The sequence below is a fragment of the Mucilaginibacter roseus genome, from assembly GCF_021215455.1.
GTDB classification, from domain to species: Bacteria; Bacteroidota; Bacteroidia; order Sphingobacteriales; family Sphingobacteriaceae; genus Mucilaginibacter; species Mucilaginibacter roseus.
In genome coordinates this window covers 248472-260621 of the sequence record NZ_JAJPWV010000001.1, presented here as the reverse complement: position 1 = coordinate 260621, position 12150 = coordinate 248472, and the positions used below count along the sequence as shown (strand labels likewise).

13 protein-coding genes are annotated in these 12150 nt (G+C 41.6%); 3 read left to right on the top strand and 10 right to left on the bottom strand.

Annotation, left to right across the window (positions count from 1 at the left end):
• Nucleotides 1-62: 62 nt before the first annotated feature.
• Together LT679_RS01165 and LT679_RS01160 are read right to left on the bottom strand one after the other, a co-directional pair.
• Nucleotides 63-1175 carry a S1C family serine protease gene (locus LT679_RS01165; RefSeq protein ID WP_232175066.1) on the bottom strand — a complete coding sequence of 371 codons (1113 nt, stop codon included), beginning with the start codon at nucleotides 1173-1175 and terminating at the stop codon, nucleotides 63-65.
• 11 nt (nucleotides 1176-1186) lie between these two features.
• Nucleotides 1187-1759, bottom strand: coding sequence for an RNA polymerase sigma factor (locus LT679_RS01160; protein ID WP_232175065.1), 573 nt, complete (start codon nucleotides 1757-1759; stop codon nucleotides 1187-1189).
• Between the two features lie 248 nt (nucleotides 1760-2007).
• On the opposite strand from LT679_RS01160, the gene LT679_RS01155 reads away from it, so the two are divergent.
• Complete coding sequence (locus LT679_RS01155; protein ID WP_232175064.1) at nucleotides 2008-2205, top strand: hypothetical protein; 198 nt, start codon at nucleotides 2008-2010, stop codon at nucleotides 2203-2205.
• Nucleotides 2206-2353: 148 nt separating this feature from the next.
• Complete coding sequence (locus tag LT679_RS01150; RefSeq protein WP_232175063.1) at nucleotides 2354-2548, top strand: hypothetical protein; 195 nt, start codon at nucleotides 2354-2356, stop codon at nucleotides 2546-2548.
• Nucleotides 2549-2626: 78 nt separating this feature from the next.
• Here the strand turns inward: LT679_RS01150 and LT679_RS01145 are convergent, their stop codons facing one another.
• Together LT679_RS01145 and LT679_RS01140 are read right to left on the bottom strand one after the other, a co-directional pair.
• Nucleotides 2627-3808, bottom strand: coding sequence for a glycoside hydrolase family 130 protein (locus tag LT679_RS01145; RefSeq protein WP_232175062.1), 1182 nt, complete (start codon nucleotides 3806-3808; stop codon nucleotides 2627-2629).
• 19 nt (nucleotides 3809-3827) lie between these two features.
• On the bottom strand, nucleotides 3828-5651 hold the full coding sequence (locus tag LT679_RS01140; protein WP_232175061.1) for a sodium:solute symporter family protein: 1824 nt from the start codon (nucleotides 5649-5651) through the stop codon (nucleotides 3828-3830).
• Between the two features lie 428 nt (nucleotides 5652-6079).
• Between LT679_RS01140 and LT679_RS01135 the strand changes: the two genes are divergently transcribed.
• Nucleotides 6080-6955: an AraC family transcriptional regulator gene (locus LT679_RS01135; protein WP_232175060.1), complete on the top strand. Its 876-nt coding sequence runs from the start codon at nucleotides 6080-6082 to the stop codon at nucleotides 6953-6955.
• Between the two features lie 48 nt (nucleotides 6956-7003).
• Here the strand turns inward: LT679_RS01135 and LT679_RS01130 are convergent, their stop codons facing one another.
• The 6 genes from LT679_RS01130 to LT679_RS01105 form a co-directional block, all read right to left on the bottom strand.
• A complete protein-coding gene (locus LT679_RS01130) occupies nucleotides 7004-7345 on the bottom strand; it encodes a helix-turn-helix domain-containing protein (RefSeq protein WP_194102040.1) in 342 nt (113 codons plus the stop codon).
• An 83-nt stretch (nucleotides 7346-7428) separates the two neighbouring features.
• Entirely contained in the window at nucleotides 7429-8787 is a 1359-nt protein-coding gene (locus tag LT679_RS01125) for a UDP-N-acetylmuramate--L-alanine ligase (protein WP_232175059.1), read from the bottom strand.
• A gap of 82 nt (nucleotides 8788-8869) precedes the next feature.
• The gene (gene prmA / locus LT679_RS01120) at nucleotides 8870-9709 is read right to left on the bottom strand and encodes a 50S ribosomal protein L11 methyltransferase (protein WP_232175058.1); all 840 of its coding nucleotides are present in this window, start codon (nucleotides 9707-9709) and stop codon (nucleotides 8870-8872) included.
• Between the two features lie 108 nt (nucleotides 9710-9817).
• On the bottom strand, nucleotides 9818-10582 hold the full coding sequence (gene tpiA, locus LT679_RS01115) for a triose-phosphate isomerase (protein ID WP_232175057.1): 765 nt from the start codon (nucleotides 10580-10582) through the stop codon (nucleotides 9818-9820).
• A 24-nt stretch (nucleotides 10583-10606) separates the two neighbouring features.
• The gene (locus LT679_RS01110; RefSeq protein WP_232175056.1) at nucleotides 10607-11797 is read right to left on the bottom strand and encodes a putative sugar nucleotidyl transferase; all 1191 of its coding nucleotides are present in this window, start codon (nucleotides 11795-11797) and stop codon (nucleotides 10607-10609) included.
• Between the two features lie 63 nt (nucleotides 11798-11860).
• Nucleotides 11861-12109: a type B 50S ribosomal protein L31 gene (locus LT679_RS01105; protein WP_169609947.1), complete on the bottom strand. Its 249-nt coding sequence runs from the start codon at nucleotides 12107-12109 to the stop codon at nucleotides 11861-11863.
• Nucleotides 12110-12150 lie beyond the last annotated feature (41 nt).

Below are 12150 nucleotides of genomic sequence, written 5' to 3'. Positions count from 1 at the left end.
AAAACCCGGTAGCAAGTGCAATGCTCCGGGTTTAACGTAATATGGTTTGGGTGATGGTTTCCTTAATTATAAACCTTAACCATGAACACGTAATTGCGCAGCTTTTTTATTTGCTGCGGACGGCTTAAACCGGCCAGTGTATTGCGTGTATTCAGGTTAAGCGGTTTCGCCAGTGAATCCGACGGTATGTTTTGAATGGCTTTTAATAAATAGCTTGATTTTTTAGCAAATGAAATACCTTCGTATGATGTTTGTTTACCGCTGATAATACCGATAAGGTTGCCTTTATTATCCAGCAAAGGGCCACCGCTGTTACCCGGACGAGCCAGTATAGATAACTCATAAGCCGAACTATCACCATTAAAACCGGCCGGTGAAGTTAAAGCGCCCTCGCTAAAGGCAATTACGTCAGCCGGATAGCCTACAGTAAAAACTTCTTCGCCCAAATCACTCTTAGCACGTTTAAAGTTGTATGGTACAGAGCCTAATGACTTGAATGATGCATCATTGATCTGCAAAAAGGCAATATCTTGTGCAGGCTCGGTATAAATTACTTTAGCATGATAAGCATCGCCGTTTACATTTTGTACATAAACAGAGTCTGCATCCTTAACCACATGATAATTAGTAACCAGGTAACCATTAGCGGTAAGTGCGAAACCTGTACCACTAAATTTGCCGGGGTTTACAATTTTGTTACCATTAGATGATGACGATATCTGCTTTTTAATTTTATGGCTTTGCTCGTTAAGCAATAACGTTGAAACACGCACACTTGCAATTTCCTTTTTCAGTTCCACATAAGCAGTATCGTGCTTTTTAAAGCCGCCGGTGAACATCAGGGTTATCAATACCGCGAAAATAGCAATTGAGGCAGCCACCGATATTTTAGAATGATGATGGCGCCATAAGCTAACAATCCATGATGGTTTTTCCATCAGTTCATCCTGCAGGGTGTGCACATCTATTTCTTCATGTATGGCGTTCAGGCGCGACTCCAGGTCGAGGCGCTCGCTGTAATGCTTAAGGGCGCCTAAAAAGTTACGGTGCTCAGATACCTGACTATCAATAGCCGGATTATCCTTACGCAACTGCTCAAAATTTGCCAGCTCTTCGCCGCTCATCTGGCCGTTCACATAACGGTCAATTTGTTCCAGTAATCGGTTATCACTCATCTCACTCAAATTTAATTTTGCTGAAAAAACAGCTTTTTTAGCCTTTGCAGGCATTTATATTTCTGCGTTTTAGCGTTATCGGCATTGGTATACCCAAAACGCTCACATATCTCCTGCATAGACCGGTTATGGATATAAAAATCTTCCATAATAGTTTTGCAGGGCTCGCCCAACTGGCTTAATGCTGCCTGCATTTTACCAAATTGCAGGTCGCGGTCGGCGTGTTGTTCGTGGTCGGCTTCCTCTACAGGCAAATGTTCTTCAAAGTCTTTCAAATCGCCGCCATAGCGGTTCATCTGCGTTAATCTTTTAAGCCAAAGCCTGCGGCTAACTGAATATATATAGGTTTTCAGCTTGCTGCTTAACTCAAAATTGCCTGACTTTACTTTATTGTAAAGAACGATTATAGCTTCCTGATAAATGTCTTTCGCATCATCAGCGCTACCATTATTATTAATGATAAGTTGCAGCACCATCGGGAAGTAAGCCAGGTATAACCGCTTTAAAACTACGTCTGAGTTATTAAGGATGCCTAATATAACTTCGTTATCCGTTGGTATTGAACTGTTTGATCTGTTACTCACTATTTAATACGGTTTATGCGAAAATGTAACCCATAATTCACAAAAAAAAATTATTGTGATAAATGTTACCCGAAGTTTTAATACGGATTTACTTTAAATGTAACCCATTTACCTTGCTTAGTAGCACACCATCTTTACAATCAATTATAATACAATACTTTACAAAAAATATTTTGAACAAATTACCTATTTAAGGGTTACCTTTTTAATTTTTAAGTATTAACCATTAAACAAACAGAAACACAATCATGAAAAACGCATTCAAATTCGGCTTTTTAGCCTTAGCTATCTCAATCGCAGTTTCAGCTTGCAGCAGCTCATCAAGCACTGTAGGTTCTGATACCGCAGCTACAGATTCTGCTGCCGTAACTACCGATTCAGCTGCTGCTACTACTGATACAGCCGCTACTACCGATACTACAAAGGCTGATACAGCTAAAATGTAATTGCGTAAACAGCAATAAAAGCCACTGAAAATGAGGCCGCCCCAAATCTTTAAAATATATTTTTAATTTTTTTTAAAAAAAGCGGGTTACCTTTTAAACATTGGCGTATTAAAGTAAAACTATTAATCACTATTAAAAGATTTTAAAAATGAAAAATGCATTCAAATTCGGCTTTTTAGCCCTTGCTATCTCTATCTCAGTTGCTGCTTGTAAAGGTTCTGGTTCATCAGAAGGTGATTCAACTGCTGCTGATACTACAGTTGTTGATACTACTGGTACTGATACTACAGTTGTTGATACTGGCAAAACTGATACAGTTAAAGCTGACACTGCTAAAATGTAATTTTACATTTTCAGAGAAAATAATAAAGGCTGCACCTTACCGGTACAGCCTTTATTATTTTAAAAACTTTGCTAATCGCTATAAATAAGCTTCGTTACCATTAACCAATTTGGTAATAACCTCAACTGATGCCGCAGACGTTAAACCATCTTCTGGCGTGTTGATAGCATAATCAAGCAATTGTTCAATGCTGGAAACAGCAACATGCATTCGCGTATCTGAAGATGCATAGTATATAAACACCCTACCATCATCATCAGCTATCCAGCCGTTTGAAAAAACCACGTTTGATACATCCCCAACCCGTTCGTCGCCTTCGGGAGCCAGAAAGTAGCCGGCTGGTTTGTGAATGATGCGGGTAAGATCATCAAGCGCTGTCATAAAAACATACAACACATAGCGCAGCCCGGCAGCCGTGTTGCGCACGCCATGTGCAAGATGCAGCCAGCCTTTTTCAGTTTTTATAGGATGCGGCCCCAGACCCAACTTTGCCTCGTTGATGGTATGATACACTTTACGATCAATAACATATTCCTTTTCAATAACAGCTTTTGTAATATCAGCGGCTACTCCAAAACCTATACCCCCGCCGTTTCCAGCTTCGATAAATCCATCCTGTGGGCGTGTATAAAAACCATACTTACCATTTACAAACTCCGGGTGCAACACTACGTTACGCTGCTGCGGCGATGGCGTTTTCAAATCAGGAAGCCGTTCCCAGGTTAGCATATCCTTAGTACGTACAATACCGCACTGCGCAACCGCTGCTGATTGGTTTCCCTCGTCAGCATCCGGATCGCGTCGCTCTGTACAAAATAAGCCGTATACCCATCCATCCTCATGCCGGGTAAGCCGCATATCATAGATATTGGTATCCGGTTCCTGCCCCGGGTAGGGCATTATATGCATCGGTTTATCCCAAAACCTGAAATTATCTATGCCATTAGGACTTTCTGCCACCGCAAAAAATGATTTTCGATCATTACCTTCCACCCGTACGGCCAATAAATACTTATTATTCCATTTAATAGCGCCTGCGTTAAAAGCGGCGTTTACCCCTATACGTTCCAACAACAAAGGATTGGTAGCCGGGTTCAGGTCATATTTCCAGAAATATGGGGCGTGCTTGCCAGTAAGTATAGGGTATACATAGCGCTGGTACACGCCATTAGTTTCCGCTGTTGGATAATTGGTGCGCATTATTAACGCCTCATATTCCTGACGGATGTATTGCAAACGCTCGTTAAAAGTTATATTCATTGTATTGCGAGTTTCAGTATTAATCTTCCAGTTTATCCCACCATGTTCTTTTAAGCACCATTATTATAACAGCAAGCAAAGCAACGGTCACCAACAAAGGCAACTGCATCCACATTACCACATACATGGGTAACAGGGTTAGCAACAGTTGCGCTATTATGCCCAGCACCACGTTAAACATGTCGAGCTTAAAGCGTTTATTAGGTATGAAGGATGGATCCAGCTGCAGCACCTTATCGTGAACAGGTTTCCAAAAACCCCAAGGTTTTACGGTGCTGTAAAATGTTGTCAGTACCCTTTCATCGGTAGGTGGCGCTGCGTAAGTTCCAGCTATTGACCCAATGATCGAGATAAGAAATAACAGCGGCCAGTTATATAATGGTAAGCCCGTAAAAATGAACGGGAATATCAATGCGGCAGCTATGCCTGATACCATACCCCAGAAAAAGCCACTGGCATTAAAGCGCCACCAATACCACTTAAGCACATTGGCAGCAATGTATCCACCGTAAAGGGCACCCACTATCCATTGCAGAATCGAGTTTACGTCCTTAGCGAAAAAGCCCAGCACAACACCGATAAACACTACTACTACACCGGTTATATAATTGGTGGTGATAATTTTTTTTGTGGATGCATCCGGATTTATGTATTTCAGATAGATATCATTTACCACATATGCCTGAGCCGCATTTAGCGTACCCGAAAATGTACCCATAAACGCGCCCAACAAACCTGTTACCACCAGGCCGAGTATACCAACCGGTAAAAAATTATTTATAGCAGCAGGCAATATGCGTTCAAAGTCGGTGCCGCTGCTTGTTTGTACATCTAACTGATTATAATAGAGTAGCGCCAAAACCGTAAGGCCGATAATCATGGTATAACGTATGGGCAACAGAATGATGCTGACAAATCCCGTCATTTTCGAAGCTTCTTTAGGTGAGCGTGAGGAGAGCACCTTTTGCATATCATATGTAGGCGCCGGGCCGGCCATACTGGCAAATACACCTTTAAATATCATCATCATAAAAAAGATGGTGAACAGGCCAAAGCCGTCTTCGGCTATTTTTTTGTTCGCATCCGGCACTATATGGCTCCAGTCTAAGTTGAGTTTCCAACCAAAAAACGGATCGCTCCAACCCTTTGGTACATTAACCTGTTGGCCTTGCAGATGCTGCATAGCTATTACACCGATTGCCACACAACCTACCGTCATGATAGCATATTTGATCACGTCACCCAGCACTATACTGTGCATTCCGCCTAAAATGGAATAAAACATGGCGAAGAGGGTAAACACAATGCCATAAAAGTGGGCCACATATTCAGGCGCAACGGTAAAAGGGACATATGGCTCTACCACATTCCAGGGAATAAATATCTCCACAAACTTACCCAGCCCCACAAAGCCATATGCCAAATAGCCGAGGCAGCCTATGAGCGCAAAAGCAACCATAATACCGTGCGACGATTTTACCCCTACCCCACTTACCCCAAACCGGGTAGCCATCCAGCTGGCACCGGTATCGGCGTTTGAGCGGCGCAGCCATTTGGCCATAAACATCATATTAAACACCTGGTTAAAAACCGGCCAGAGCCAGGGTATCCAGATGCTTTTAAAGCCGTATACAAAGCATAGCGATACCATCCACATGGTACCACTGATATCAAACATGTCCGAAGCATCACTCAAACCCAGCATATACCAGGGCAGTTTTTTGCCGCCCATTAAATAGCTGTCCTTATTCAGGCGTGCCTTTTTACGATAATACCAGCCGATAAGCACCATCATTACCAGGTAACTCAGTAGTATTAATACATCAAGTAATTGTAACTTCATTAAAATTGCAATAAGCGGTTATAAATTGGCTGCCTCGCTCGTGCAGGCATAAGTAGCGGTAATTTATCGCTTTAACGCCGTATAAAAAAACCTTTTTACTTGATCGTAAACCTTTATCAAAGGTAGCGGGAGCTGCACGAGTCATTTAATATTATTTTAACCAAACATGATATTAAGCATTCAAAACGGCATCAGTTGCCGCGTTAATATTCATTAGATAAGAAAGAAGCGATTATATATTAGCGAAATGCGGGATAAAATTGATCGGCAAAAACGATGTTTATTAATCTGAAAGATCACTTGAGAGATTTTACTACTACATGCGGCTAAATCATCAGCTTTTTTGCGAATAAACAGTTAAGCCATTAATGTAATATTTTAATTAATAGTTTTTTAACTATATTGCATTACAATTATAACCCTTAACTATGTTCAAGAATGTTTCGCGGGAGATTACTCCCCTGACGCAGAACGACTGTTTTACCATATTTACCAGAGAAAAACAGGAGTTCAACTTCCCGCTTCATAACCACGAAGAAATGGAGCTGAATATGATTTTGAACGCCTCCGGCGCCAAACGCATAGTTGGAGATCATATTGATGAAATAACAGATGCCGAATTGGTACTGGTAGGTCCTAACCTCCCCCATGGCTGGTTTACTCATAATTGTAAAAGCGAGCTGATTACAGAAGTAACCATACAGTTTCATAAAGACTTGATGGATGACCGCTTTTTGAAACGGAACCAGTTAAACTTTATCCGCAACATGATAGACGCCTCGAAAAAGGGGATTATGTTTTCGCGAAAAACTATTGAGCATATTGCGCCACGCATACTGGCTTTGAACAAACAGGCCGGGTTCGATTCGATATTAGAATTGTTCGCTATTTTTAACGAGCTCTCATTAGCGCGCGATTACCGCACCCTGTCCGATGCCACCTTTCTGCACAAACAGGACAATTACAACAGCCGGCGAATTGAGCGCGTGTTTGAATACATGAACGCTAATTTTCATAAGCAGATCACGCTTGATGATGTATCAAAAATAGCGAATATGCCAAGTGCGTCATTCAGTAGGTTTATACGTAAGCGTACGGGGTCAACCTTTATAAGCAGCCTTAACGAGATCAGGCTGGGCCACGTATCGCGCATGTTAATAGATACTACGCATTCCGTATCAGAAATTGCGTACAAGTGCGGCTTTAATAATATGGCCAACTTTAACCGCACCTTTAAAAACAAAAAAGGCTGCACGCCAAATGAGTTCAGAGATAATTACTCTGACAACCGCGTTTTTGTGTGAGGCGTGATATGAATAATAAATAAAAACCCGGCAGTGCCGGGTTTTTATTTATGCTGTTACCTTTTTGAGGCGAAGCTCTTCAAAAAGCTCAATCACTTTTTTCTGCAGATCAATAACTTCAGTTTCGCGCTCGGTTAGTTTTTTGTGAATGTTCTCAAGTTCACTCGCAAATTTTTGCTCTTCCTGAGTATCGTTAAACGTAAGCAATTGTACTACCGACATTTCAAACAAGGTAGCGATCTGCTCAAGCCTTGAAAGGTTGATATCAGTAATACCGGTTTCAATCTTTGAAAATGCGGGAATTGATATGTCTAATTTTTTTGCAACATCTTCCTGGCTCCATCCTTTTTGATGACGTAGCAGCCTGATTTTTTTTCCCAGTGTTTTCATTTTTTATTGTTCAATTAAGGATGAGGGTTTTTCTCAATAGTTAATAAAGTTATAATAATTTTTTATTAAATACTAATACAATATTATAATTTTAATAAATTATTTTTCAACAGCACTAAATCCAAACCGCCAAAGTTACCTGAACTCATTAGCAACAGGTTAGCTTCGGTTAAATTAATATCTTCCAAGTATTTTAATAACAGCGCAGGTTCATCAAAAAATATGAGATCAGGCCTTGAAAAGGCACTTTTTACTATAGCTTCGCTATATGGCTCCATATTTTTTTGCGCAAAAGTGCGCTTATCAATGAATACAATAGCTTCATCAGCCTCATTCATTGTACCTGCGTATTCATTCAAAAAATCTTTATTCAAACTACTAAAAGTATGCAGCTCAATAACCGCAATTAACTTACGGCTGGTAAACTGCGCCTTAACAGCTTGTATGGTAGCCTTTAATTTTGACGGAGAATGCGCAAAATCTTTATAAATATTTGACGTATCCGTTTTACCTAAAAGCTCAAGCCTGCGTGCCGCACCCTTAAAAGATGTTATAGCCTGATAAAAACTATGTGGTGCTATACCTAACTGCGCACACACCTGTTGCGCCGCCTGTATGTTTAATAAATTATGCTCGCCAAAAACCTGCAGCGGATAAATATTACCATCATAAATAATATTTGTAACACCATTTTCAATGCTGAATTGAGGCAGGTTGTAGGCATACTTTGCAACATCCGTTTCGGTATCGGCAACTGTTTGCTGTAATACCGGGTCGGCCTCGCAATAAATCAGCGCCCCGCCGGGCTGTATGGTTTCAATGAAAATCTTAAACTGGTCGGTATAACTTTCAAAGGTTGGGAATACATTGATATGATCCCAGGCTATACCGCTGATAACGCCAATGTTGGCTTTGTAGATATGGAATTTAGGACGCCTGTCAATCGGCGAAGCGAGGTATTCATCGCCCTCAATTACTATAACCGGAGCATCACTTAAGCCAACCATGGTTTCAAAACCTTCCAACTGCGCGCCTACCAGGTAATCAAATTGCATATCCTGGTGTTGCAGCACATGCAATATCATGGAAGTAATGGATGTTTTGCCGTGGCTGCCGCCAATTACAACCCTCAGCTTATTTTTTGACTGCTCATATATATAATCAGGGTATGAATAGATGGTTACGCCTAACTCTTGCGCCTTTAACAATTCAGGATTATCTACACGCGCGTGCATACCTAAAATTACGGCATCAAGCTCATTTGTAATTTTTTCGGGATACCATCCTTCCTGCTCAGGCAGTAAGCCGTATTTTGCCAAACGTGAGGCTGAGGGTTCAAATATGTGATCGTCAGACCCGCTGACCGTAAATCCTTTTTTATGTAGGGCGATGGCGAGGTTATGCATGGCGCTCCCTCCTATCGCAATAAAATGAACCCTCATTTATAATTATAATTTGAAGACGGTGAGCAAATAAACAAAAAAATATTTGTTTAAACTTACAATATTTAAATTTTAACGAAAATTAACGCTTTACGAAACGTGCGGCCACCCAATCTTTCCGTTCGAGGTGACGGTCATATACCAGATTATATGTCGCCGCAGCCTCTTTTATGATATCCAGGTCGGGAGTTTCATAAAACCCGCTGAAAAATATGACGCCATTTGGCATTAAAATCTCGGCATAACGCGCCATTTGATCGAGCAGGATGTTACGATTTATGTTGGCCAGTATTACATCATACAACGCGTCAGGTATTGCTTCTTTAGAGCCACAAAGCGCCGTTATGTTATTCGCTTTGTTAAGCGTAGCGTTTTCTAATGTGCTATCATAGCAAACCGGATCATAGTCGATAGCAGTTACATTACCGGCACCGAGCTTTGAAGCCATTATAGCCAGTATACCTGTGCCGCAACCCATATCAAGCACTTGTTTGCCTGCAAAATCCTCATCAAGCATCAGCTCCAGCATCATGGATGTGGTTTGATGATGCCCGGTACCAAATGCCATTTTGGGGTCAATCACTATCTCATAAGGAAAACCTTCGCGCGGCGTATGGAATGTGGCTCGTACAAATATCTTTTCCTGTATTTCAATGGGCTCAAAATTACTTTCCCAGGCTTCGTTCCAGTTTTTTTGCGGTATAAGGTTTACCTGGTAAGTATAATCAAGCATGCCTTCATAAGCCGCAAGCTGCTCTTTAAGAGCTTCCTCATCAAAGTCGGCAGATGGAATGTAAGCTTTAAAGCCCGCTTCCGTTTCCTCAAAAGTATCGCTACCCAAACCGGCCATAGCATCAATCAGCAAATCGCGCTGATAATCCTCGGCACCGGCAAGGGTAAAATCTATCTCATAATAATCCATTGGGGATAGTGGTTAGTAGTCAGAGGTTAGTGATTAGTGGTTGGAGATCAGTTAAGATTATATTTATCCTTTTATTACTGATCTCTAACCACCAACCTCCAATCACTATTAATTAAACACCTTAACAATATCAGCAAAGTCGCGCGATTTTAGGGACGCGCCACCGATCAAACCACCATCAATATCTGCCTGGGCAAATAGTTCGGCAGCGTTTTTAGGGTTACAGCTACCGCCGTAAAGTATGGTAGTAGCATCAGCAACAGCCGGGCTGTATTTAGCCGCAATCTCCTGGCGGATAAAGGCATGTATCTCCTGCGCCTGATCTGAAGTAGCGGTTACACCCGTACCAATAGCCCAAACCGGCTCATAAGCGATAACCAGTTTGCCAAATGATGCTTCATCTAAATGAAAAATACCTTCAACCAGTTGCGATTTGATGATGTCGAAATGTGTTTCGGCCTCACGCTCCTGCAACGTTTCGCCAATACAAAAGATAGGTTTTAAACCATTAGCTAAAGCCGTATCAGTTTTTTTAGCAAGCAACTCGTTCGTTTCGCCAAAATACTGGCGACGCTCTGAGTGGCCCAGGATTACATACTCGGCACCTACTGATTTTATTTGTTTCGCAGAGATTTCGCCGGTATAAGCACCGCTTTCGGCCTGATGGGCATTTTGCGCGCCTACCGATACCTTATCATAACCTTTAGCCAGTTGTACCAGGCTGTGCAGGTGAATAAACGGGCTGCAAACCACGGCTTCCTGAGTGCCGGTTATTTCATCTTTTATAATGTTGATAACCTCTGAAAATAAGCTTAAACCTTCGTTGTAATCCAGGTTCATTTTCCAGTTACCGGCAACAATTTTTTTTCTCATGATATTTTATGTTATGTATTACAATTAAAAACGCCTGAACTGTTCGGTTAGTTCAAAAACGTTTGTTAGTATATCCTTTTCAATCTGATTAAAGTCTCGTCCTTCTTTACGTTCAAACACCTTTTCGGCGGTTTCAAAAACTTTCTTCAACCCATAGGTTTCAAAGCCCTGTGCCCCGCCCCACGAAAAATCAGCTACAAAGTTACGCGGATAACCGGCACCGAACACGTTGGCGCTAACGCCTACTACTGTACCGGTATTAAACATGGTGTTGATGCCGCATTTAGAATGATCGCCCATCATCAAGCCACAAAACTGCAATCCGGTTTTACGGAAACGCTGGCTGTTATAATCCCATAACTTTACCTCGGCATAGTTATTTTTGAGGTTAGAGTTATTGGAGTCAGCACCGATGTTGCACCACTCACCAAGTACCGAGTTACCTAAATAGCCCTCGTGTCCTTTTGAGGTATATCCCCAAACTACAGAATTATTGATCTCGCCACCCACACGCGAGTGCGGCCCGATAGTAGTTGCACCGTACACTTTGGTACCCATTTTAACCTGCGAGTGGCTGCATAATGCAAAGCCGCCGCGTATATTAGTGCCTTCCCAAACCTCGGTATCGGCCGCCAGGTAAATGGGCCCGTTATTCGTATTAAAGGTAGCGCATTCGGCAACGGCTCCTTCTTCGGCAAAAAACTGATCGCTATTGCCGATAATGGTATTGGTGGCACTGATAGCGGCCGAGGTACGGCCCTTGGTTAACAATGCGAAATCCTTTTTTAGTTCTGAAGCATTGTTCCTGAAAATATCTTCGGGGTGTTTGATGAAATTGAATCGCTCGGTGTATTCTGTAATCTTATCAAATGTACCGTTTAGCGCAAAGTTTTTCGCGTCGGCTTCTTTCAGCTTTACTGCAATTAGCAAGTGTCCTGCCTTTAAGGCTTCGCCTTCGGTCAGTTTATCAATAGATTCAGCCAGGTTTTCATCCGGGCAAATGGAGCCATTTATAAATGTATTATCGCTTTGAATTTCAAGCGGAAACTTAGCCTGCAGGTAATCGCGCGTAAGGTATGAAAAAGTACTATTAAGATATTTACCCCACTTTTCGTCGATAGTGAGTATACCCGTGCGCAAGTTGGCTACAGGGCGTGTAAAGGTTAATGGTAATAAGGTACTTTGTGCGTTATCGTCAAACAGGATAATTGCCATGGCGCAAAAATAAAAAAAGTCCCGACTGCTAAGCCGGGACTTATAAATATTTTAAGTAAGCGATTACTTTTTGTTGTAACGGCTACGAAATTTATCGATACGACCAGCGGTATCCACCAACTTCATTTTACCGGTATAAAAAGGGTGTGAAGTGTGTGAGATCTCTAATTTAACCAATGGATACTCGTTACCATCTTCCCACTGAACTGTTTCACGGGTATCGATGCATGATTTAGTGATGAAAGAGTAGTCGTTAGACATATCTTTAAAAACCACTAATCTATAATTTGAAGGATGCAGATCTTTTTTCATTACTAATATACTTTCTAAAAGAGGCGCAAATATAGTTAACT